Genomic DNA, 21877 nt, shown 5'->3' with positions numbered 1-21877 from the left:
CAGCCCCGCTAGCGCGCATTAGCGCAATGAAGGCCCCTGAAGCCCCATGTACAGCGCAAGACGCTCAGCCACGCTGGCACCCATGCGCTTGGAGAAGCGATCGAAAGGCGATTCCTGCACGGTGAAGTCGACCAACTCTTTCTCGCCGACGACATCACGCGCCACATAGCTGGCGCTGCCCAGGCCATCGACCAACCCCAAAGCCTTGGCCTGCTCGCCAGACCAGACCAAACCACTGAACAGCTCAGGGTGTTCTTTGTCCTTCAGGCGATCGCCACGACCTTGCTTGACCATCGCGATGAACTGATTGTGCGTGGTATCCAGCACACCTTGCCAGAACGCTGTTTCATCCGGCTTCTGCGGCGAGAACGGATCGAGGAACGCCTTGTGCTCGCCCGAGGTGTAAGCGCGACGCTCCACCCCCAGCTTCTCCATCGCCCCTACAAACCCGTAGCCTGCCGCCGTCACGCCGATCGAGCCCACCAGACTGGCCTTGTCGGCATAGATCTCATCAGCCGCGCTGGCGATGTAGTACGCACCAGAGGCCCCTAGATCCGTGATCACCGCATACAGCTTGATCGCGGGGTACTCAGCGCGCAGGCGACGTATCTCGTCGTAGACATACCCTGCCTGCACCGGACTACCGCCCGGGCTGTTGATGCGCATCACCACCGCCTTGGTCTTGGCATCCTTGAAAGCCTCCCGCAGGCTCTTGATGATGTTGTCGGCACTGGCAGCCTCCTGATCCGCGATGACACCACGCACCTCGACCAGCGCCGTATGACTGGCACTGCGCGAGGCCGTGGACTCCATATCCATGAAGGGCGAGAACAGGAAAAGGATGCCGAACAGGTAGATGAACGTCAGCAGCTTGAAGAAGATCCCCCAACGCCGCGCACGCCGCTGCTCTTGAACACTGGCCAGGAGCGTCTTCTCCAGCAGCTTCCAGCTCTTGCGCTCTTCCTTGCCCTCGACTGCATCTTCGGATGCAGGCGCCTTCCACTCGTCAGCCATGCTCACCTACCTTGGAATTGGAGCGCGCAGCGCCAGCCAGCCACTCGCGCAATTGTGAAAAATGCTCGATACACACCTGCGGCCCAAACTCGGCGAGCGCCTCAAGCGACATCGCGCCGTAGCCCACGGCCACCGAATGCATGCCAGCATTGCTGGCCATCTGCAAATCGAATGCCGAATCCCCAACCATCAACGCCTCGCCAGCCTCGACCCGGCAATGCGCGAGAATTTCCTGAAGCATCAGCGGATGAGGCTTGCCACGAGTCTCGTCGGCAGCACGGGTAATATCGAAAAAGTCCTCCCAGCCATTGGCCTTGAGTACCCGATCCAGCCCTCGCCGCGCCTTGCCGGTGGCCACCGCCAGGCGATAGCCCTGCGCCCGAAAGACCTCCAGCGATTGCGCCACACCCTCGAACAACGGCGAAGGCTGCCGGTCGAGGTCGGTATAGATATCGGCGTAATGCCGTCGAAAACGTGCCACTTCATGCGCGTCAAGGTGCGGATAGAGCACCGAGATCGCCTCATCCAGCGCCAGACCGATGATTCCCTTCACGGCAGCCTCGGCACTGGGGATCTCACCCGCGCGCTCAGCGGCGACATTCATCGAATCGACAATACGGCCTATGGAGTCGGCCAGGGTGCCGTCCCAGTCGAAGATCAGCAGTTCATAGGGTTTGCGCATGGCCGCTCAGCTTGCCCCCAGGCGTTCGACTGTCTTGGCCCACGCCTCATCGACGGGAGCCTCGAGCTTGAGCTCGCCGCCATCGGGCAGCGGCACCGTCAGCGCATAGGCGTGCAGGAACAGGCGCTTGCCGCCCAGGTCACGAATTTCGCGAGTGAAATCTTCATCACCATATTTACTGTCGCCCGCGATCATGTGACCGGCATGCAGGGTGTGCACACGAATCTGGTGCGTGCGCCCGGTGATCGGACGGGCCTCGACCAGCGTGGCGAACTCGCCGAAGCGACGCAACACACGGAACAGCGTCAGCGCTTCCTTGCCCTCGTCATTCACTTCGACCATGCGCTCGCCGGAACGCAGGTTGCTCTTCTGCAGAGGCGCATTGACCTGCTTCTTCGAAGTCGGCCAATGACCCCGCACCAAGGCCATGTAGCGCTTGTCCACGCCATCGCCGCGCAGCGCGGCATGCAGGTGGCGCAGCATGCTGCGTTTCTTGGCGATCATCAGCAGGCCCGAGGTATCGCGATCCAGACGATGCACCAATTCCAGCTCCTTGGCATCGGGGCGTAGCTGGCGCAGCGCCTCGATGACACCGAAGCTCAGACCGCTGCCGCCGTGCACGGCGATGCCAGCCGGCTTGTTCATCACGATCAGGGCCTTGTCTTCATAGACGATCGCCGCCTCCAGGCGCTGCAACAGCCCTGGTGCCACCGGCGCCGGCTCGTCGCGCTCGGGCAGACGCACGGGCGGCACGCGCACGATATCGCCGGCCTGCAGCTTGTACTCGGGCTTGATGCGCCCTTTGTTCACCCGCACCTCACCCTTGCGCAGAATGCGATAGACAAGGGTCTTGGGCACGCCTTTGAGCGCGGTGATGAGGAAGTTGTCGATACGCTGGCCGGCAAGTTCCGGCGCGACTTCAATCAGCTGAACGCCGGAAGTCGGGGGATTATTGGTCGTCATCGCAGGATCATAACAATTTTTATGGAATTGAAGCACTTAATCATTGCTGCTATAGTCGCGAACGCCGCCCAAAGCGGTAGGCCAGTAACGCACGGTTTCGCACCGTCTCTGGCCAACGCAATTCTCGAGGACGCGAGGCCGTCCGACGGGGTGTGTGCCAGTTTACCGAGATGCCTGGAATCGCCACCAGCGCCGAGCAGAGAAGAACGAAAAAAACGACAAGTGCGGTGTTCCATCTCCCTCCTGTTCTTTTTCGCATGCCCCTGCCCCGCCTTGTCGCTTCCGTGCAGCGCCTGGCGAACACTTCGGAAACACCAGCCTTGGACATGAATGGCGTCAGCGCAGATACGGCGCTGGCGAAAAATGCAACCCGTTGCGGATTCAGCGCGCGGCAGCACCCGAATTATCAGGGATACGTGCAGGGTGGAGATGTACAGCCCGGACCGTGAAGCACGGCCGGCACCGGCCCACTGTATTGGCCCGGCGAGCGGAACCGGTGTTTGCAGACGCCCCAGAGGCGTCCACGGCCCTCGGCTGATTCCTCCTCCTGACTGAGTGCGATAGGCACCGCAGCAAACAGGACGCGTCGTCGCGACAACGGCAGGCTGGGCAACCGGCTGGTGCCGAACGTCGCTGGACACGGGGGTGGCATGCCACCCTTTGCGCACCTTGGCACCGACCATGAGACGTCGTGTGTGCCGAACGCCGTTTCCGGCAGCCCGGAAACCGACGGTACAACATGAAAAGAATGCTGATTAACGCGACTCAACCCGAAGAGTTGCGTGTAGCACTGGTGGATGGCCAACGCCTCTACGACCTGGACATCGAGTCCGGTGCCCGCGAGCAGAAAAAGGCCAACATCTACAAGGGCAAGATCACTCGCATCGAACCCAGCCTCGAAGCCGCTTTCGTCGACTTCGGCTCCGAACGTCACGGCTTCCTGCCGCTGAAGGAAATCTCCCGCGAGTACTTCAAGAAGGCCCCTGAAGGCCGTGTCAACATCAAGGAAGTCCTGAGCGAAGGCCAGGAAGTCATCGTCCAGGTCGAAAAAGAAGAGCGTGGCAACAAGGGTGCAGCCCTGACCACTTTCATCAGCCTCGCCGGCCGCTACCTGGTGCTGATGCCCAACAACCCACGCGCTGGCGGTATTTCTCGTCGCATCGAAGGCGAAGAACGCAACGAACTGCGCGAAGCCCTCAACGGCTTGACCGTACCGGGCGACATGGGCCTGATCGTGCGCACCGCTGGCCTTGGCCGCAGCAGCGAAGAAATGCAGTGGGACCTCGATTACCTGCTGCAACTGTGGACCGCCATCAAGGAAGCCTCCCTTGACCGCGCCGCGCCCTTCCTGATCTACCAGGAAAGCAACGTCATCATCCGCGCCATCCGCGATTACCTGCGCCAGGACATCGGTGAAGTGCTGATCGATAGCATCGATGCCCAGGAAGAAGCACTGACCTTCATCCGCCAGGTCATGCCGCAGTACGCCAGCAAGGTCAAGCTGTACGAAGACAGCGTCCCGCTGTTCAATCGCTTCCAGATCGAAAGCCAGATCGAAACTGCTTTCCAACGTGTGGTTGACCTGCCATCCGGCGGCTCCATCGTCATCGATCCGACCGAAGCACTGGTCTCGATCGACATCAACTCGGCGCGCGCCACCAAAGGCAGCGACATCGAGGAAACCGCCCTGCAGACCAACCTGGAAGCGGCCGAAGAAATCGCCCGCCAACTGCGTCTGCGTGACATCGGCGGCCTGATCGTCATCGACTTCATCGACATGACGCCAGCCAAGAATCAGCGCGCCGTCGAAGAACGTGTTCGCGAATGCCTGGAAGCCGACCGCGCCCGTGTACAGGTCGGCCGCATCTCGCGCTTCGGTCTGCTGGAGATGTCTCGCCAGCGCCTGCGCCCATCGCTGGGCGAGAGCAGCGGCATCGTCTGCCCCCGCTGCTCGGGCACCGGCATCATCCGCGACGTCGAATCCCTGTCGCTGGCCATCCTGCGCCTGATCGAGGAAGAAGCACTGAAGGACCGTACCGCCGAGGTGCGTGCCCAGGTGCCGATTCCGGTTGCCGCGTTCCTGCTCAACGAGAAGCGCAACTCGATCACCAAGATCGAACTGCGCACCCGTGCGCGCATCATCATCCTGCCGAACGATCATCTGGAAACCCCTCACTTCGAAGTCCAGCGCCTGCGCGACGACAACCCGGACGTGCTGACCAACCAATCCAGCTACGAGATCGCCACCAGCGAGACCGAAGAAGCGCCGCAACCCACCGCCACCCGTACACTGGTTCGCCAGGAAGCCGCGGTGAAGACTGCGCCGGCCCGCACCAACGCACCGACGCCGACCGTTAGCGAAGAGCAGCCAAGCACGCCGACGCCTGCTCCAGCGCCCGTCGCCGTCCCGGAGCCGAGCCTGTTCAAGGGGTTGGTCAAGTCGCTGGTCAGCCTGTTCGCCGGGAAGGAAGAGCCCGTCGTCGCACCGGCCGCCACTGTGCAGAAACCTGCCACCGAGCGCACCGCGCGCAATGAAGAGCGCCGCAACGGTCGTCAGCAGAGCCGCAATCGTAACGGCCGTCGCGACGAAGAACGCAAGCCGCGTGAAGAGCGCAGCGAGCGCCCCTCTCGTGAAGAGCGTCAGCCGCGCGAAGAGCGTCAGCCGCGCGAAGAGCGTGCCCCTCGTGAAGAACGCGCACCTCGCGAAGAGCGCCAGTCGCGCCAACCGCGTGAAGATCGCCGTGGCAACCGCGAAGAGCGCGTGCGCGAACTGCGCGAGCCGCTGGATGCCACCCCTGCGGTGGCCCGCGAAGAGCGCGCCCCTCGTGAGGAGCGTGTAGCCCGTGAAGAGCGTGCGCCACGTGAAGAACGCGCATCGCGTGAAGAACGTGCCCCTCGCGAAGAACGCACACCGCGCGAAGAACGTGCTCCTCGCGAAGAACGTGTAACCCGTGAAGAGCGTGCTCCGCGAGAAGAGCACACCGCTGTGCGCGAAGAGCGTCCGGCCCGCGAAGAGCAGGCCGCACGTGAGGAGCGCCCAGCTCGCGAAGAACGCGCACCGCGCGAGGAACGCCAACCACGCCAGCCGCGCGAAGAGCGTCAGCCACGCACTGCCGAACAAGCCGCCGAGACCAGCGAAGAGCAACTGCCTGACGAAGAGCACCTGCAGGACGATCAGGAAAGCACCGATGGCGAGCGCCCACGTCGTCGTTCGCGCGGTCAACGTCGTCGCAGCAATCGCCGCGAGCGCCAGCGCAACGCCAATGGCGAGTTGATCGAAGGCAGCGAGGAAGAAGGCAGCGAAGAGCAGCCAGTTCAGCAGCACAAGGCCACAGAACTGGGCGCCGAACTGGCTGCAGGCCTGGCGGTAACTGCCGCTGTGGCTACCAGTGCGGTCAGCGCCAATGCCGAAGCCCAGGCCAATCAGCAAGCCGAGCGCGCGACTGCCGCTGTCGCTGAGACCGAGCAGCACGAAGCAGCTCAACCCGTCGAGCAGACTCAGATGCAGCCGCAACCGGCTGAGGTCAAGGCTGAGGACGTTACTATTGCGCCAGTCGTTGAACAGCCGTTCAGCGAGCCTGTCGCAGTGGTTGAGCCGAGCGTTGAGCCAGTTGTCGAGATCGTCCCTGAACCGGTAGCACACATCGCTGCCAGCGAGCCGGAAACGGCTGCTGAGACGCCAGCCCTTGAAGCACCGGCCGTGGAAGTGGTCGCCGCTGAGAAGGCCCCGGTCGTCGAAAGCAAAGAAGTGCCCGCGTCCTCCGTCGAGGCTGCAACGGTCGAACCGGTTGCGGTCGAGCCCGAAGTCGAGACTTCCGCTGCTACCCCTGCCGTGCCTGCAGTTGCCGAAGAGCCCGCTCCCGCCGTAGCCGAAACGGCAGTGGTCGAAGAGCCAGCCGTGGCGCCAGCCTCGACTGTCATGCTGTCGAACGGTCGTGCACCGAACGATCCGCGTGAGGTACGTCGCCGCAAACGCGAGGCTGAAGCCGCTGCGGCCGCCGCTGCACCCGCACTGGAAACCTCCGACAATGAGCACAAGCCTCACCACGGTTGATTCAGTCGGCTGAATGAAAAGGCCCCGCCAGTGCGAACTGGCGGGGCCTTTTCTTATTCAACGTTCCAGCACGAGAGGTAGCCGTGGCTTAGTAGACGGTGGGTTCCATTTCCAGCGCCACACCGAAGCGCTCGAGGATATCAGCCTGGATTCGCTGGGCCAGATCCTGCATCTGAGCGCCCGAGGCCAGACCGTGATTGACCAGCACCAGCGATTGCAAACGGTGCACGCCTGCGTCACCTTCGCGATGGCCTTTCCATCCCGCTTGCTCAATCAACCAGCCCGCCGCCAGTTTCACCCCACCGTCAGCCTGTGGATAAGCCACAAGGTTCGGATAATGCGTGCGAATCTGCTCAGCCAAGGCAACTGAAACGACAGGATTCTTGAAAAAGCTGCCGGCATTGCCCAACACAGCAGGGTCCGGCAGCTTCTCACGGCGAATGCTGCTGATCGCATCGCTGATAGCCTGCGCCGTCACCGCTTCGATGCCCTGCTCCTGTAGCCGCTGGCGCACCGGCCCGTAATCCAGGTGCGCGCTCAACGTGCGACTGAGCAGAAAACGAACACGCAGAATCAACCATCGGCCTGGGTTACGCTTGAACACGCTGTCCCGATAGCCGAACGCACAGTGTTCGAGCGTGAACTCACACAACTCGCCAGTCTGTCGATCCAAGGCCGTCAAACCGGCAAACACATCCTTGATCTCCACGCCATAGGCGCCGACGTTCTGCATGGGAGCAGCGCCAACCGTACCCGGAATCAGGCTCAGGTTTTCCAGACCGCATAGCCCTTGGGCCAAGCTCCACTGGACGAATGGATGCCAAGGCTCACCGGCCTCGGCCTCGACGACGACCCGTTCGCCATCGTCGCTACAGATCCGTCGACCACGGCTGGCCATGTGCAGTACCAAGGCGTCGACGTCGCGAGTGAACAGCATGTTGCTGCCACCGCCGATGACCAGCACCGGGATCTGTCGCTGGCTAGCACTCTCCAAGGCCGAACGCACCTGCGCGTCGTTGTGGACCTGTGCCAGCCACCGCGCCTTGACGTCGATGCCAAAGGTATTGAACGGCTTGAGCGACGCATGCTCCTGCCACTGCATCGTCATATCCGCCCCTTGATATCCACCACCAGTTCACGGCACGCGGCCTCGATCAAGTCGAGGACCTGCTCGAAACCCTCGGCGCCGCAGTAATAGGGGTCCGGCACTTCATCCAGCGCAGCGCCGTAGCGGCGCAGAAAGAGATCGAGCTCACCCCTCGTACCGCTCGGACGCAGGGCCTGCAAGTCGCGCAGGTTGCTCTCGTCCATGGCCAGGATCAGGTCGTACTCGCTGAAATGGGACGCCTTGACCTGCTGAGCGCGCTGCGCACTGAGATCATAGCCGCGTGCCCGGGCAGCTGCGCAGGTGCGGCTGTCGGGGGGGTTACCCACGTGCCAGTCGCCGGTGCCGGCCGAGGCCACTTGCACGCGGTCGGCAAGCCCGGCAGCCTGCAACTGCTGGCGCAGCACGCCCTCAGCGGTCGGCGACCGGCAGATATTGCCCAGGCAGACGAACAGGATACGCATCATGCCTCCAGCAAGCGCCGCACGCGCTCAAGGTCTTCGGCGGTATCGACACCGACGGCCGGGGCCTCCAGCGCATCGGCCACGTGGATACGCACGCCATGCCAAAGCGCACGCAGTTGCTCCAGCGATTCAGTCTGCTCGAGCCAGCAAGGCCCCCAGCCAACGAAATCCTGAAGGAAGCTCACCCGATAGGCATACATGCCGATGTGTCGGCGATAGGGCACGTCATGGGGCAATTGCTCACGATCACGGGCGAACGCTTCGCGCGCCCAAGGCAGTGGTGCCCGGCTGAACGTCAGGGCCAGCCCGTGCTTGTCGCTGACCACCTTGACAGCGTTGGGGTTGAACACGGTCTGCGGTTCGTCGATCGGCTCGGCGAGGGTTGCGATGCCCGCTTCCGGATGAGCTGCCAGATTGACCGCCACCTGGTCGATGATCGAAGGCGGAATCAACGGCTCGTCACCCTGCACATTGACCACAATGGCTTCTGCGGGCAATCCCAAATGGGCGGCGACCTCGGCCAGTCGGTCGGTACCGGACTCATGGTCGGCGCGGGTCAGCAGCACTTCAGCGCCAAACGCCTGGCACGCCTGGACGATACTAGCGTCGTCGGTCGCAATCACCACACGGCTGGCGCTGCTCTTGCAGGCCTGCTCCCAGACATGCTGCACCATCGGTTTACCGGCAATCGGCAGCAGTGGCTTGCCAGGCAGTCGGGTGGAGTGCAGTCGCGCGGGAATAACGACCGTGAACGTCACACTCATTTGTCCAGACGCTCATCGTCAGTCAAGGTGCGCGCTTCACTTTCCAACATTACCGGGATGCCCTCGCGGATCGGATAGGCCAGGCCAGCAGCCTTGCTGATCAGTTCGGTCTTGTCGGCACTGAGCTTGAGCGGACTCTTGGTGATCGGGCAGGCCAGGATATCTAGCAGTTTGGTGTCCATGAGGGTGTCCTAGAGGCCGGAGGCCGAAAGAATGAAAGGGGTCAAGGCAACAGGCGGTCGAGTTGCCGATCGAACCAAGCGACGAACGCGCAAGAAGGTTCGGCATCGACAGCCAGATACCACCAGTCGTCACTTGCGAAATCTCGACATTTCACCGCATCCTTTTCTGTCATGACCAACGGCAACGCGGGCGTGAACCTGAGGTTCTGCGCGCTGAACTGAGCATGATCGGCAAACGGATGAGGTACGGGCTGCCAGTCTAGTCCCAGCAGCGTATTGAAGAAACGTTGGGGATTACCGATACCGGCCACGGCGTGGACAGCTTGCCCGGGAGGAAAGTAATCGAGCGCGCGCCGCTCACCGGTGCGCAGATTGACCAGGGCACTGGGGCGCAAGGCGAAGGCGAAACCACCTTCGGGATCGGACGAAGCACCGTTGTGCAGCACCGCATCGACCTGCGCCAGACGCTCAACAGGCTCACGCAAGGGGCCGGCCGGCAGGCAACGACCATTGCCCAAGCCGCGTGCTGCATCGATCAGCACCAGTTCCAGGTCACGCGCCAGCCGGTAGTGCTGCATGCCATCATCGCAGAGCACCACGTCCAATGGCTCGCAGGCCAGCAGCGCCTGCACAGCGCGCGAACGGTCCGGGTCGATCATCAGCGGCACGCCTGTGCGCTGCACGATCAGCAGCGGTTCGTCTCCGGCCTGCGAGGCGTGTTGATCGGGCGTGACCCGCCACGGCAAGCTGGGCGGCGTGGCGCCATAGCCTCGACTGACCACACCGACCTTGAGCCCCTGGCGCCGACAATGCTCGATCAGCCACAGGATCATAGGCGTCTTGCCGGTACCGCCGACGGTGATGTTACCGACCACGATCACTGGCACCGGTGCACGGTAGCTGGGGCTTTGCCCTTGCAGAAAGCGCACACGCTTGCGGGTGACGACACACCGGTACAGCGCTTCGAGCGGGCGCAGCAGCGCCAACGCCGGATGCCCTTCGTACCAGGCGGCAAGCAAACGATCGGCGATGCTCATCAGGGTGTCCCCTGGGCCGCCTCGACGGTGGTCATGCGCAGATGGCTGAAGCCGAGCTTGCCGGCAGCGTCCATCGCCGTGATCACGGCCTGGTGCGGGGTCTTGCCATCCGCGCTGATGGCCAGTGGCAGGGTGTTGTCCCCGCCGGATTCGCGCTCGAGCGCCTCGGTCAAAGTGCCCAGATCGCTCTTGGGCAGCAGATGGTTGTTCACTGAATACACCCCATCGGCGCTGATGGTCACCTCAACCAGTTTGGCGTCATCGGCAACCGCCGGCGCGCCGCTGGCCGCTTCGGGCAGTTCCACGCGCAATTGCGTCTCGCGGGTGAAGGTAGTGGTGACTACGAAGAACAGCAGCAGGACGAACACCACATCGATCAGCGACGCCAGGTTGATGTCGACGTTTTCGCGCTGTCGATTACGCCGAAACTTCACGCATCGCCTCCGGCCACCTCGACCTCGCGGTCGCCTTGCAGCACTTCGACCAGTTTGATCGCTTCCTGCTCCATCCCAACGACCAGCTCATCGATGCGGCGCAACAGAAAACGATGGAAGAACACCGCAGGGATGCCCACCATCAGACCGGCTGCGGTGGTCACCAAGGCTTTGGAAATCCCCCCGGCGAGCACGGCGGCATTGGCGGTCATCTGCGAGCCCATGAAGGCGCTGAAGATGTCGATCATGCCCAGCACTGTGCCAAGCAGACCGAGCAGAGGCGCCATGGCGGCGATGGTGCCGAGCGTGCTGATATAGCGCTCGAGCTCATGGATGACTCGGGAAGCGGCCTCTTCGATGCATTCCTTCATGATCTCTCGGCCATGGCGGGAGTTGGCCAGACCTGCCGCGAGAATCTCGCCCAGTGGAGAATCGGCACGCAGCGCCTTGAGCTTGTCGCTGGTCAACTGCTTGTCCTTGATCCACATCCATACCTGCCCCAGCAAATGGGAGGGCGCGACGCGGCTGGCACGCAGGGTCCACAGGCGCTCGACCACGATCGCCATGGCAGCGACGGAGCTCAGAATGATCGGCAGCATCATCCAGCCGCCAGACTTGACCAGTTCCCACACAGTAAGCATTCCCCCTGAAAATGGTCGCCACTCTACCATAGGCGCGCCAGACGCTCATCTGCCGGAGGTCAGGGCTTCCTCAGGTTGATTGAGCCAGTGCCGTTAGGCAGGTTCAGGACGGTGGCCCGCGCCAGAAACGCCTTTGCAGACCAAGCCCCTCGACGTCGCCATGGGCACCCAGCGACAGGCGCAACGCGCCATGCAGAGCCGTATCATGCACGGTCAGACCATGCCGTCGATAGCGTTCGATCACTTGGGGATGAGGGTGACCGAACATGTTGTGTCGCCCTCGGGAAATCAATACGCCACGTGGCGCCGTTGCGCGCATGAACGGCTCGGTGGAGGAACTGCGGCTGCCGTGATGCGGTGACTGCAGCCAGTCGATGCGTGGCGATACGTTTTCTTTCAGCCAGACGCGCTCGGCGGCCGTCTCCATATCGCCAGCGAGCAGTAAGCGCTCGCCCTGAGCCTCGACCATCAATACACAGGAGCGGTCGTTGCTGCTCTTGCCCTGCGGCCAGTGCCACAGTGAGAAATGCACGCCGTCCCATTCCCAGCGCTCGCCGCTGGCGCACGCTTGCGCCTGCAGCGAGGCTGGCAGCGCCAGCGGCTCGCCTGCCAGCACGCGCGCGATCGGCAGTCCTCGATACACCGCCGCAGCACCGCCCGCGTGGTCGGCATGGGCATGACTGATCAACATCACATTGAGCTGATCGACACCGAGCTTGCGCAACGTTGGCAGTACCACGCTTTCCCCGAGATCGCTGAAACGGGTGGCTGGCCCGGCGTCGTAGAGCAGGCTGTGATGCCGCGTACGCAGCAGTACCGCCAGGCCTTGGCCGACGTCCAACTGCCAGATCTCTGCCTGTCCATGCGGGATATGATCACGGGGCGTCCATAGCGCCAAGAGCATCACCGCCCCCAGACCTTTGAGCGCCGCGCCGCGCGGTGACAGCAGCAGCAGCGCACCGGCACACACCAGGCTCCAACGCCACAGCGGCAAGGGACGAGGCAGCCACGCCGGTTGCCATTCGGCCAACAGGCCGAGCGTGCGGAACATGATGTCGATCAACCCGCCGGCCGCCCATAACAAACTTTCGCCGACGCCCGTCAGCGGTAACAAGGCCGTGCCGAGCAACGCCAGAGGTAAAACAGCCAGGCTGATCCAGGGCACGGCCAGCAGATTGACCAACGGGGCGCTGAGGCTGATCGGCAGGCCCAGCGCCAGCAATGCAGGCAGCAAACCGATCGCGATCACCCATTGCGCGCGACTCCAGGCTTGCCAAGGACGCCAGCGGCCCAGACGCCCACTGAAACAGTAGATCAAGGTGGCCACGGCAGTGAAGGACAACCAGAAGCCTGGCAGCAGGCTTGCCAGCGGCTCGAGCAGCAGCACACCGGTCAGCGCCAGCAATAGCGGAAAGAAGGCGCCCAAGTGGCGAAAGCGCAGGCGCCAGAGCAGCACCGTAGCCAACATCAGGCAGGCACGCTGCACGGGCACTTGGAATCCAGCCAGCGCCCCGTAGCCCAACGCCGAAGCCATCGCCAGACCACACGCCCAAGGTAGCCACGGCCAGCGCCCAGGCCACACGCCTAGACGAGCCAAGCCGGCAATGACGCCGTAGATCAGCCCTGCCAGCAGACCGATGTGTTGTCCGGAAATAACCAGCAAATGCACGGTGCCAGTGGCCTGCAAGGTTTGCCAGTCCGTGCGCGTCAGGCCCGAGCCATCCCCCAGCAGCAAAGCCGCCAGCACCGATTCACGTCCGTGCGCATCCACTGCCAGCAGCCGCTGACGCAAGCGATCCCGCCAGCCGCCTCGGACCGGCTCCAGCCTCTCGCCGGCCTTGACTGTTCCGGTGGCACCGATGCGACGAGCCAGAAACATCGCTTCGCGATCCGCACCATGGGGGTTGAGCAGACCGCTCGGCTGCCTGAGTGTCACCGCCAGTCGCCAGCGTTCACCCGCCCTGATCGTCGGGCCGCCGAACCAACTCAACTGGACGTGCCGAGGCAGCGCACCACGCCGCGACTGCGCATTCTCAAGGTCGAAGCGCACACTGCCGCCGGAGTGTGCCGCAAGCCCCACCACCCTGCCCTCCAACCACAAGGTGCGGCCATCCAGACCGCTGGCCAGTCGATCGTCCAGGGCCTGCTGCGCCGACCAGCAGGCCCAACACACGCCCAGCAACAGCCAGCCCAGCGGCCAGGCGCGGCTGCGCAGGCACAACAGCGCCAACAACGACAGAAGGAAAAGCCACCCGACCGATGGCAAGGCAGGCCACAAACCCAGGCTCAACAACCCGAGCACCAGCGCAAACATCCCTGTGCGCATAGAAATAGAGCTCCGCAAGCATCAACGCCCCAGCAGCCTAGGCGCCAATGCCCTCAGAGCTCACTCAATAATTGTCACAAACTCTGAACGAGATTGCGGTGAAATCGCGGCATACTCGCCCTACTCCAGCCCCGGGGGCCTACATGCCGCGCCGATTATTCAAACGCTACATGCCGGATCCGACCAGCATCAGGGAACACAAATCCTTACGCTTCTTCGGCCGATTACTCCATGACCCCAACCTCTGGCACCTGAACCGCCATTCGGTGGCTCGTGCCATGGGTGTCGGACTGTTCGCGGCGCTGATCCCCATTCCCATGCAAATGCTGCTGGCTGCAGCCTTGGCCATTCCCGTACGGGGCAACCTGCCCATTGCCGTGAGCTTGGTGTGGCTGACCAACCCGCTGACCATGCCACCGGTGTTCTTCGTCACTTACATGACCGGGGCCTGGCTGATGCAAGTGCCACCGCGCACGCTGCCAGACGAGCTGACCTTTCAGTGGATCACCGACCAGCTCTCCACCGTATGGCAGCCCTTCCTGCTGGGGTCGGTGGTATGCGGCGTACTTCTGGGCATCGCCGCCTACTTCAGCACACTGGTCTACTGGCGCTGGTGGGTCGGTCGCCAGTGGCGTCGGCGCAAGCTCAGAAGCTCACGCCCGCATGCCACGCCCACTGACCAGGAGTCGGATGCACAGTGCGTAGAGCAGTGCAGTGGCCACCACCATGAAGGTGATCGCGGTGCCAATGCTGATATCCGACACCCCTAGAATGCCGTAGCGGAACGAGTTGACCATGTGCAACACCGGGTTGGCCAGCGACACGGTCTGCCAGAACGGCGGCAACAGGTTGATCGAATAGAACACCCCGCCCAGGTAGGTCAGCGGTGTCAGCACAAAGGTCGGGATGATCGAAATGTCATCGAAATTCCGTGCAAAAACCGCGTTGACGAAGCCCAGCAGCGAAAAGATCGTCGCGGTGAACAGCACCACCACGACCGTCACGCCCAGATGGTGAACCTGCAGATGGGTGAAGAACATCGACAGGATCGTCACGATCACGCCCACTGCCAGACCACGCAACACGCCACCCAGCACATAGCCCACCAGGATGGTATGCGGCGACACCGGCGAGACCATCAGCTCTTCGATGGAGCGTTGAAACTTACTGCCGAAGAAGCTCGACACCACGTTGCCATAAGAGTTGGTGATCACCGACATCATGATCAGCCCTGGCACGATGTACTCCATGTAGGTAAAGCCGCCCATGTCGCCGATCTGCCGGCCGATCAGGTTTCCGAAGATGACGAAGTACAAGACCATGGTGATGGCTGGCGGCAGCAGTGTTTGCGGCCAGATGCGCAGGAAACGACGTACTTCACGGTAGACGATGGTGTTGAGGGCGACCCAATTGGTCCGCAATTCGATACTCATACCGCCACCTTCGAGAGGTTTTTTTCAACCAGGGACACGAACAACTCCTCGAGACGATTGGTCTTGTTACGCAAGCTTTGCACTTCGATGCGCTGCAACGCCAACTGACCGAAAAGCGCAGTGATACCAATGTCCTTGTCCACCTGCACTTCCAGCGTGTGTGGCGTGATCAGCCGGCACGGGTAACCTTGCAGGACCGGAGCGGCGATCAGATCCTGACGCAGGTCGAGCACGAAGGTTTCGACGTGCAGCTTGCCCAGCAACTGGCGCATGCTGGTGTTCTCGACGATGGTGCCGTGGTCGATGATGCCGATGTTGCGGCACAACTGCTCAGCCTCCTCCAGATAATGCGTGGTGAGGATGATGGTGATGCCTTTCTGGTTCAGTTCGGTGAGGAAGCTCCACATCGAGCGGCGCAACTCGATATCCACACCCGCAGTGGGCTCGTCGAGGATCAACAGGCGCGGCTCGTGGATCAATGCACGGGCGATCATCAGCCGGCGCTTCATGCCGCCGGACAGCGAACGCGACTGCACATCACGCTTGTCCCATAGCCCCAACTGAGTGAGGTACTGCTCGGCCCGCTCCTTGGCCAGCCTCGGCGGGATGCCGTAGTAACCGGCCTGGGTCACGACAATGTCGAAGGTCTTCTCGAACTGGTTGAAGTTGAACTCCTGAGGCACAACACCGATGCTGCGCTTGAGCGCGGCTGGCTGGCGGTCCAGATCGTGGCCGAAGACATTCACTGTGCCGCTGGTCTTGTTAACCAACGTCGAGAGAATGCCGATCGTAGTGGATTTTCCGGCACCGTTGGGGCCGAGCAAGGCGAAGAAGTCGCCTTCGGCAACTTCCAGATCGATGCCCTTGAGGGCCTGGAAGCCGTTGCCGTAGGTCTTGGTCAACTGTCGGATGGACAGAGCAGAACTCATAGCAGATCACGTACCGAAAGAAGGGTTCGGAACACGCCGACTTGGAGGGCCAGCGCAGTAGAGGGTGCGACCATGGTGCAAGGCCTGACCGCACAAGTACAGTCATGCGTATCGATAGTGACTATCGAAGCACTTGGAGTGTTCGATCAGGTCAAGGCCGTCATAACAGCTGTCTGGTAAGACGGCCGCACTTTCAACCGTTCGTACCAGGCCTCAAGGTGAGGCATCTCTGGACGTTCGATGGGCAACTCGAACCAGGCGTAGGCGAAACTGCCCAAGGGAACATCGCCCATACCGATGTGTTCACCGGTCAAATAGGGTTGCGTCGCCAGAGCCTGGTCAGCAATGGACAGCAACTGTACGCAGTGCTTGTGCGCCGCGTTGATGGCGACCCAGTCGCGTTGCTCTTCGGGGGTGCGTAGCAACCCCCAGAACAGAGGTCTGAATGGCGCAGCGAGGGATGAAGTGGTCCAATCCATCCATTTGTCTGCCTGAGCGCGTTGACGCGGCTGATCCAAGTACCAACCCTGCTTGCTGCCATATTCAGCACAGAGATAACGCACGATGGCGTTGGACTCCCAAAGTATCAGTTCATCGTCTTCGAGCATTGGCACCAGGCCGTTAGGGTTACGCTGGCGATAATAGGGTTCGTCGACCATGCCAAACGCGCCGCCAGCGTCGATCGAATCGAACGACAGGCCCAGTTCGTGCGCGATCCACAATACCTTGCGCACGTTGCTGGAATTCTTGCGACCCCAGATCTTGATCATCACCACGTCCTCAGGAAGGCAGAGCCGACCAGTCTACTCCTTGTGCCTGACCTCTGTACTGGTAGCGGGCTCTTCTGAAACTCCTGTAGCCATACCCTGTCACTGTTCAGAGCGAGTCATCCTGCGCAGCGCGTCTATGCTTGCGGGGATACCTCGAGCCCTAGCTTCCAAGGAGGAAGGTCTATGTTGCTGTTGTGGTTGGTGGTGCTGGTGATCGGCGCCGCGTATCTCACCCATCGGCGTTTGGCGCCGCTGCACATCATCGGTGCCATCGCGGTCTATGTGCTGCTGATGGGCGTCTTCGCCGATGCCCCAGGGTGGTTGTTGACGCTGATCTGGCTGGTGCTGGCAGCCAAGGTTGCCTTGCTGGTGCTGCCCGAGTGGCGGCGCCGGTTGTTCACCGCCCCGGTGTTCAACTGGTTCCAGCGCACGTTGCCGCCCATGTCGCAGACTGAACGCGAAGCGATCGACGCCGGCACCGTCTGGTGGGACGGCCAGCTGTTCAGCGGCCAGCCCGACTGGAATACCCTCCTCGACTACCCTGCTCCCCAACTCACCGCCGAGGAACAGGCCTTCATTGACGGGCCGACCGAGGAACTTTGTGCACTGGTCAGCGACTGGCAGATCGGCCAGGACCTGGATCTTCCACCGGCTGCCTGGGAACACATCAAAACGCACGGCTTCTTCGCCCTGATCATTCCCAAGGAATACGGCGGCAAAGGCTTTTCGGCCTACGCTCACTCGCAGGTGGCGATGAAACTGGCTACCCGCAGCGGCGACCTGGCCTCAACGGTGATGGTACCCAACTCGCTCGGCCCCGCCGAATTGCTCCTGCATTACGGCACCGATGAGCAACGCAACCATTATCTGCCGCGCCTGGCGCGGGGCGATGAGATCCCTTGTTTCGCCCTCACGGGACCGCTGGCCGGGTCGGATGCCGGCGCGATGCCCGACACCGGTATCGTCTGCAAGGGCCAATGGAACGGCGAAGAAGTCATCGGTTTGCGCTTGAATTGGGAGAAACGCTACATCACCCTCGGCCCAGTCGCCACGCTCCTGGGCCTGGCGTTCAAGGCTTACGACCCCGACCATCTGCTCGGCGAGGAAGAATCACTGGGCATCAGCCTGGCGCTGATCCCCACTGACACCCCCGGTGTACAGATCGGCCAGCGCCACCTGCCCCTGGGCGCAGCTTTCATGAACGGTCCAAACAGCGGAACGGACGTGTTCGTACCACTGGACTTCCTCATCGGTGGCCAGAACATGCTCGGCAAGGGCTGGATGATGCTGATGAACTGCCTGTCCGTGGGTCGCTCCATCTCGCTGCCCGCCGTCGGCACCGGCGCCGCGAAATACACCAGCCTGGTGACCGGACAATACGCGCGCATTCGCGAGCAGTTCAATGTGCCGCTGGCCGCATTCGAGGGTATCCAGGAATCGCTCGCGCAGATTGGCGGCAATGCCTGGCTGATGGACAGTGCGCGCCTGCTCACCGCCAAGGCGGTAGACCTCGGTGAAAAACCCTCTGTCCTGTCGGCGATTCTCAAGTATCACCTCACCGAGCGCGGTCGAGCGTGCATCCAGCACGCCATGGACGTGCATGGCGGCAAAGGCATCATCATGGGCCCCAACAACTACCTGGGCCGCAATTGGCAAGGCGCGCCGATTTTCATCACGGTCGAGGGGGCGAACATCCTCTCGCGCAACCTGATGATCTTCGGCCAAGGGGCGATCCGTTGCCATCCGTTCGTCCTCAAGGAGATGGCCCTGGCAGGCCGTGAGGACCGCGATCAGGCACTGAAAGAGTTCGATGATTTGCTGATGAAGCACATCATCTTCGCCACCCGCAATGCGGCGAGTACTTTTGTATTGGGGTTAGGTCTTGGACACTTCGACAAGGTGCCGGGCGATGCACTCAGCCAGGGCTACTTCCGTGCACTGAACCGGCAGGCAGCAGCCTTCGCGCTGCTGGCAGACCTGTCGATGATGCTCCTGGGCGGCGCCTTGAAGCGTCGCGAGCGCCTCAGTGCACGACTGGGCGACGTGCTGAGTTACCTGTATCTCTCGTCCGCCGCACTCAAGCGCTACCATGATCTCGGCGCGCCCGACTACATGCAGCCTTTGCTGCGCTGGGCGCTGGAAGAGAGCCTGGGACAGGCAGAAACGGCCCTGGATCGATTGCTCGACAACTTCCCCAATCGCTTCGTCGGCGGCGCCCTGCGGGTACTGGTGTTCCCCTTCGGTCGGCGGCATACCGGCCCCAGCGATGAACTGGACGCTGAAGTGGCTGCACTGATCGGTCGGCACAAAGGTGACCCCGCTCTGGAAGAACTGCTCGCAGGGTGCTTCCGTCCTCAGGCGGATGGCGATCCGGTAGCAGCGCTGCAACAGGCTTGCGATCTACTGGACGACACCGAGCCGCTGCAAAAGGCTGTTCACCAAGCGCTCAAGGAAGGCAAGTTGCACCCTGCGCCCGGCCAGTCCTTGATCGATGCGGCAGTGCAATCAGGTGTGCTGCAGACCGCCGAGGCCGAGCGGCTGCGAGCGTCGGAGGCTGCACGCCGTGTCGTGATCGATGTGGATGCGTTCGACAAAGAGCAGCTCTTACCCACAGAAGGCAAGATTCGCTGAAGTGAATCTCTGACTCGATTGCCGACCGCCCTGGCGGTCGGTGGTCGACGTCAATCGCCCACCCTGCCCCCGCGAATAAAACCTGCGTATACTCCGCCCCCCGTTTCAATACCCGAGGACAGCCCCATGGCCAATTCCCACCTGGAGTATCACCTGCAACTGCTTCGACATCTGCGCACCATCCTGGTGGCCCTGGGCGAAGCCGAGCAGGTACCGGAAGAAAGCCATCTGCTGTTCCTGGAACGCTTCGACGAACTGTTGAGCCTACTGCCGCAGGATCCACTGGAAAGCCAGTACCTGGGCCAGGACATCATCTGCCAAGTCATCACCCGCTACCCGCAGATCGCACACTTGGTGCCGCGTGATCTGCTCTGGTTCTTCGGTGGCGACTGCCTTCACTACATGCCGGATGACGAACTGGATCTTTATCAGACCCTGGAAGAGCGGCGTTATGAGGCCGAACAGCAGGGCGAGCCGTTTGACTGGCATTTGGAGAAACAACTGCTAAGCGCCCCGGATCAGGGCGAGCGCCACTAGGCCTGAGTCACCCGCTGCTTGAGTTGCTAAGCGCCACTGCAATGACGTGGCGCTTTTCTTGAATCAGAGCATCACCGTTGGCTTGTTCCAAGGCGTGTTGAAGGCTCGTTGATGGGGTGACCAACGATAAGGGCCAGTCGAGAACATCTGGCTGCGGAAAACGCAGGAACGAAAAAAGACGCCGAAGCGTCTTTTTTGTGATTCAACAACATTTGAAAACGTTGAAGATCAAGATATGGAGCGGGAAACGAGACTCGAACTCGCGACCCCGACCTTGGCAAGGTCGTGCTCTACCAACTGAGCTATTCCCGCAATGTAAACCAACCACTTGAGGCTTGAAGTGACCTGAGCCCTTCAACACCGCTGTACCGTCATGAACGCCACAGAATTAACTGGAGCGGGAAACGAGACTCGAACTCGCGACCCCGACCTTGGCAAGGTCGTGCTCTACCAACTGAGCTATTCCCGCAAATGGCGTCCCCTAGGGGACTCGAACCCCTGTTACCGCCGTGAAAGGGCGGTGTCCTAGGCCACTAGACGAAGGGGACATACCCAACGCTTTTCAGCGCACCAGGTGTAAAGCCTCGCGGCTGACCCTGGATTTCTTTTCCAACCCTGCCAGACGGCAGCGTCGTGAAACTGGAGCGGGAAACGAGACTCGAACTCGCGACCCCGACCTTGGCAAGGTCGTGCTCTACCAACTGAGCTATTCCCGCAATGGCGTCCCCTAGGGGACTCGAACCCCTGTTACCGCCGTGAAAGGGCGGTGTCCTAGGCCACTAGACGAAGGGGACACGCTAGATCTTTTCACTGCCTGCGGCGCTTGGCGAAGAGCTTTACGCTGCAAGTGGCGCGCATTCTAGGGATGCACTCGGAAGCCGTCAACCCCTTTGTGGAAATTTATTTAAATCAATGACTTCCGTAATTCCCTGGTGTGCCCGCACAGGTGCCCGGGGATTGACGTTGCTTTTCTGGCGGCGGCCCGGCAAGCTCGCTGCAAAGTGCCAGCACTGTAGTTTTATGCGCCCGTGCCGACAACGCTATGGGCGCTTGAATGCGCTGCCCGCCAGGCTGCACTGTTCGCGCCCCCGCGGACTCACTACACTCAATGATGCAAAACTTCTTCATGAGGCGTTAACGGTGACACCACTTCTGATCACCCTGCTCATCGTGGCGGGTATCGCGTTGCTGATCGTGATCGGCTACCTCAACAATGTCGTGGAAAACGCCAAGCTCGAACGCACGCGCTTGAAAATCGAGCTCACCGATCGTTTGCGCCGGTGCGGTGAGATCACCGAGACCTTTCCCGGCCAGTTGATGACCCCGGCGCTCAAGCTGCTGCTCACGCGCCTGGAGTTGAACATCAATCAGCGGCAGTTGGCGCTGGACAAGCAAAATAGCGATATAAAGGCGCGAATCGGCGAACTGGAAGCCTTGATCGCCTTGGGCGACAAGCTGCCGGTGAACAATCCGCCCAGCCCGATCCAGACCGAGGTCAAGGCCAAGGACGTGCGGTTTCTGCTTGAATCGCTGCACAACCAGATCGTCCGGGCGACCCAGGAGAACTTCCTGCAGTCCAATGAAGGCAAGTACTGGGTCAAGGAAATCCGCCACATCCTCGTGCTGCTGCACATCGAGTTCTTCAATAACCTGGGACAACAGGCTTTGCAGCAGGGCCAACCCGGGCAAGCCCGACTGGCGTTCGAGCGCGGCGTGCAGTATCTGCGTAAGCAACCTGAGCCCAAGCAGTACGAAGAACAGTTGATCTACCTGGAGAAGCTACTGGCGCGGGCCAATGCCCAGGTACTCGACCAGATGGAGCCGACCGAGGACGAACAGAACGCCTTGACCGAAGGCCTCAAGACCGATGAAGACGAAACCTGGAAAAAGCGCGTGATCTACGATTGATCC

At 61.7% G+C, this 21877-nt stretch carries 19 protein-coding genes and 5 tRNA genes; 5 read left to right on the top strand and 19 right to left on the bottom strand.

Annotated elements, in window-relative coordinates:
- Positions 1-18: 18 nt before the first annotated feature.
- The 3 genes from Q7C30_RS13950 to rluC are packed head-to-tail and all read right to left on the bottom strand — an operon-like array spanning position 19 to position 2659.
- The gene (locus Q7C30_RS13950; RefSeq protein WP_039576293.1) at positions 19-1014 is read right to left on the bottom strand and encodes a S49 family peptidase; all 996 of its coding nucleotides are present in this window, start codon (positions 1012-1014) and stop codon (positions 19-21) included.
- Positions 1007-1696 carry an HAD family hydrolase gene (locus tag Q7C30_RS13945; protein WP_317871828.1) on the bottom strand — a complete coding sequence of 230 codons (690 nt, stop codon included), beginning with the start codon at positions 1694-1696 and terminating at the stop codon, positions 1007-1009. Before Q7C30_RS13945 ends, Q7C30_RS13950 begins: the two co-directional genes overlap by 8 nt.
- Positions 1697-1702: 6 nt before the next feature.
- Complete coding sequence (gene rluC / locus Q7C30_RS13940; RefSeq protein ID WP_116887820.1) at positions 1703-2659, bottom strand: 23S rRNA pseudouridine(955/2504/2580) synthase RluC; 957 nt, start codon at positions 2657-2659, stop codon at positions 1703-1705.
- A 739-nt stretch (positions 2660-3398) separates the two neighbouring features.
- On the opposite strand from rluC, the gene rne reads away from it, so the two are divergent.
- Positions 3399-6713, top strand: coding sequence for a ribonuclease E (rne, locus tag Q7C30_RS13935; protein ID WP_317871827.1), 3315 nt, complete (start codon positions 3399-3401; stop codon positions 6711-6713).
- Positions 6714-6801: 88 nt separating this feature from the next.
- On the opposite strand, the gene murB is transcribed toward rne, so the two are convergent.
- The 8 genes from murB to Q7C30_RS13895 all read right to left on the bottom strand — a co-directional run bounded on the left by murB (position 6802) and on the right by Q7C30_RS13895 (position 13666).
- A complete protein-coding gene (gene murB / locus Q7C30_RS13930; protein ID WP_317871826.1) occupies positions 6802-7821 on the bottom strand; it encodes a UDP-N-acetylmuramate dehydrogenase in 1020 nt (339 codons plus the stop codon).
- Positions 7818-8282 (bottom strand): low molecular weight protein-tyrosine-phosphatase, encoded by a 465-nt coding sequence (locus Q7C30_RS13925; protein WP_317871825.1) that lies wholly within the window; start codon positions 8280-8282, stop codon positions 7818-7820. The genes murB and Q7C30_RS13925 overlap by 4 nt, the downstream gene beginning before the upstream one ends.
- Positions 8282-9046: a 3-deoxy-manno-octulosonate cytidylyltransferase gene (gene kdsB, locus Q7C30_RS13920; protein WP_317871824.1), complete on the bottom strand. Its 765-nt coding sequence runs from the start codon at positions 9044-9046 to the stop codon at positions 8282-8284. Before kdsB ends, Q7C30_RS13925 begins: the two co-directional genes overlap by 1 nt.
- Positions 9043-9228 carry a Trm112 family protein gene (locus tag Q7C30_RS13915; protein WP_029612980.1) on the bottom strand — a complete coding sequence of 62 codons (186 nt, stop codon included), beginning with the start codon at positions 9226-9228 and terminating at the stop codon, positions 9043-9045. Before Q7C30_RS13915 ends, kdsB begins: the two co-directional genes overlap by 4 nt.
- A 41-nt stretch (positions 9229-9269) precedes the next feature.
- On the bottom strand, positions 9270-10265 hold the full coding sequence (gene lpxK / locus Q7C30_RS13910) for a tetraacyldisaccharide 4'-kinase (protein ID WP_317871823.1): 996 nt from the start codon (positions 10263-10265) through the stop codon (positions 9270-9272).
- Positions 10265-10699 carry a biopolymer transporter ExbD gene (locus Q7C30_RS13905; protein ID WP_029612978.1) on the bottom strand — a complete coding sequence of 145 codons (435 nt, stop codon included), beginning with the start codon at positions 10697-10699 and terminating at the stop codon, positions 10265-10267. The genes lpxK and Q7C30_RS13905 overlap by 1 nt, the downstream gene beginning before the upstream one ends.
- Positions 10696-11331 (bottom strand): MotA/TolQ/ExbB proton channel family protein, encoded by a 636-nt coding sequence (locus Q7C30_RS13900; protein WP_029612977.1) that lies wholly within the window; start codon positions 11329-11331, stop codon positions 10696-10698. Before Q7C30_RS13900 ends, Q7C30_RS13905 begins: the two co-directional genes overlap by 4 nt.
- 112 nt (positions 11332-11443) lie before the next feature.
- Complete coding sequence (locus Q7C30_RS13895) at positions 11444-13666, bottom strand: DNA internalization-related competence protein ComEC/Rec2 (protein ID WP_317871822.1); 2223 nt, start codon at positions 13664-13666, stop codon at positions 11444-11446.
- 143 nt (positions 13667-13809) lie between these two features.
- Between Q7C30_RS13895 and Q7C30_RS13890 the strand changes: the two genes are divergently transcribed.
- The gene (locus Q7C30_RS13890) at positions 13810-14436 is read left to right on the top strand and encodes a DUF2062 domain-containing protein (protein WP_317871821.1); all 627 of its coding nucleotides are present in this window, start codon (positions 13810-13812) and stop codon (positions 14434-14436) included.
- Here the strand turns inward: Q7C30_RS13890 and Q7C30_RS13885 are convergent.
- From Q7C30_RS13885 to Q7C30_RS13875, 3 genes are all read right to left on the bottom strand, one after another.
- On the bottom strand, positions 14320-15099 hold the full coding sequence (locus tag Q7C30_RS13885) for an ABC transporter permease (RefSeq protein ID WP_029612976.1): 780 nt from the start codon (positions 15097-15099) through the stop codon (positions 14320-14322). The genes Q7C30_RS13890 and Q7C30_RS13885 overlap by 117 nt on opposite strands.
- Entirely contained in the window at positions 15096-16028 is a 933-nt protein-coding gene (locus Q7C30_RS13880) for an ABC transporter ATP-binding protein (RefSeq protein ID WP_317871820.1), read from the bottom strand. Before Q7C30_RS13880 ends, Q7C30_RS13885 begins: the two co-directional genes overlap by 4 nt.
- A 146-nt stretch (positions 16029-16174) precedes the next feature.
- On the bottom strand, positions 16175-16798 hold the full coding sequence (locus Q7C30_RS13875) for a glutathione S-transferase (protein ID WP_317871819.1): 624 nt from the start codon (positions 16796-16798) through the stop codon (positions 16175-16177).
- 183 nt (positions 16799-16981) lie between these two features.
- On the opposite strand from Q7C30_RS13875, the gene Q7C30_RS13870 reads away from it, so the two are divergent.
- Both Q7C30_RS13870 and Q7C30_RS13865 read left to right on the top strand, forming a co-directional pair.
- A complete protein-coding gene (locus Q7C30_RS13870) occupies positions 16982-19429 on the top strand; it encodes an acyl-CoA dehydrogenase (RefSeq protein WP_317871818.1) in 2448 nt (815 codons plus the stop codon).
- Between the two features lie 126 nt (positions 19430-19555).
- A complete protein-coding gene (locus Q7C30_RS13865) occupies positions 19556-19966 on the top strand; it encodes a PA2817 family protein (protein WP_304484470.1) in 411 nt (136 codons plus the stop codon).
- Between the two features lie 236 nt (positions 19967-20202).
- On the opposite strand, the gene Q7C30_RS13860 is transcribed toward Q7C30_RS13865, so the two are convergent.
- The 5 genes from Q7C30_RS13860 to Q7C30_RS13840 form a co-directional block, all read right to left on the bottom strand.
- Positions 20203-20278 (bottom strand) — tRNA-Gly (locus tag Q7C30_RS13860).
- Positions 20279-20359: 81 nt separating this feature from the next.
- A tRNA-Gly gene (locus Q7C30_RS13855) sits at positions 20360-20435 on the bottom strand.
- Positions 20436-20438: 3 nt separating this feature from the next.
- Positions 20439-20514, bottom strand: a tRNA-Glu gene (locus Q7C30_RS13850).
- Between the two features lie 92 nt (positions 20515-20606).
- Positions 20607-20682 (bottom strand) — tRNA-Gly (locus Q7C30_RS13845).
- Positions 20683-20684: 2 nt separating this feature from the next.
- A tRNA-Glu gene (locus Q7C30_RS13840) sits at positions 20685-20760 on the bottom strand.
- Positions 20761-21106: 346 nt separating this feature from the next.
- On the opposite strand from Q7C30_RS13840, the gene Q7C30_RS13835 reads away from it, so the two are divergent.
- Positions 21107-21874, top strand: a complete 768-nt coding sequence (locus Q7C30_RS13835) for a hypothetical protein (protein ID WP_029612970.1) — start codon at positions 21107-21109, stop codon at positions 21872-21874.
- The last annotated feature ends 3 nt before the right edge of the window (positions 21875-21877 follow it).

The organism is Pseudomonas sp. RAC1, from assembly GCF_030658255.1.
In the GTDB taxonomy this organism is placed as follows: Bacteria; Pseudomonadota; Gammaproteobacteria; order Pseudomonadales; family Pseudomonadaceae; genus Aquipseudomonas; species Aquipseudomonas boreofloridensis.
This window is presented reverse-complemented; position numbering and strand designations above follow the sequence as displayed.

Excerpts from the sequence above, each read along its gene's own strand:
- Q7C30_RS13880 (WP_317871820.1), bottom strand. The coding sequence starts at position 16,028 with ATGAGTTCTGCTCTGTCCATCCGACAGTTGACCAAGACCTACGGCAAC.
- Q7C30_RS13895 (WP_317871822.1), bottom strand. The coding sequence starts at position 13,666 with ATGCGCACAGGGATGTTTGCGCTGGTGCTCGGGTTGTTGAGCCTGGGT.
- rne (WP_317871827.1), top strand. The coding sequence starts at position 3,399 with ATGAAAAGAATGCTGATTAACGCGACTCAACCCGAAGAGTTGCGTGTA.
- Q7C30_RS13950 (WP_039576293.1), bottom strand. The coding sequence starts at position 1,014 with ATGGCTGACGAGTGGAAGGCGCCTGCATCCGAAGATGCAGTCGAGGGC.
- lpxK (WP_317871823.1), bottom strand. The coding sequence starts at position 10,265 with ATGAGCATCGCCGATCGTTTGCTTGCCGCCTGGTACGAAGGGCATCCG.
- Q7C30_RS13875 (WP_317871819.1), bottom strand. The coding sequence starts at position 16,798 with ATGATCAAGATCTGGGGTCGCAAGAATTCCAGCAACGTGCGCAAGGTA.
- Q7C30_RS13890 (WP_317871821.1), top strand. The coding sequence starts at position 13,810 with ATGCCGCGCCGATTATTCAAACGCTACATGCCGGATCCGACCAGCATC.
- Q7C30_RS13925 (WP_317871825.1), bottom strand. The coding sequence starts at position 8,282 with ATGCGTATCCTGTTCGTCTGCCTGGGCAATATCTGCCGGTCGCCGACC.
- Q7C30_RS13945 (WP_317871828.1), bottom strand. The coding sequence starts at position 1,696 with ATGCGCAAACCCTATGAACTGCTGATCTTCGACTGGGACGGCACCCTG.
- kdsB (WP_317871824.1), bottom strand. The coding sequence starts at position 9,046 with ATGAGTGTGACGTTCACGGTCGTTATTCCCGCGCGACTGCACTCCACC.
- murB (WP_317871826.1), bottom strand. The coding sequence starts at position 7,821 with ATGACGATGCAGTGGCAGGAGCATGCGTCGCTCAAGCCGTTCAATACC.
- rluC (WP_116887820.1), bottom strand. The coding sequence starts at position 2,659 with ATGACGACCAATAATCCCCCGACTTCCGGCGTTCAGCTGATTGAAGTC.
- Q7C30_RS13865 (WP_304484470.1), top strand. The coding sequence starts at position 19,556 with ATGGCCAATTCCCACCTGGAGTATCACCTGCAACTGCTTCGACATCTG.
- Q7C30_RS13885 (WP_029612976.1), bottom strand. The coding sequence starts at position 15,099 with ATGAGTATCGAATTGCGGACCAATTGGGTCGCCCTCAACACCATCGTC.
- Q7C30_RS13870 (WP_317871818.1), top strand. The coding sequence starts at position 16,982 with ATGTTGCTGTTGTGGTTGGTGGTGCTGGTGATCGGCGCCGCGTATCTC.
- Q7C30_RS13915 (WP_029612980.1), bottom strand. The coding sequence starts at position 9,228 with ATGGACACCAAACTGCTAGATATCCTGGCCTGCCCGATCACCAAGAGT.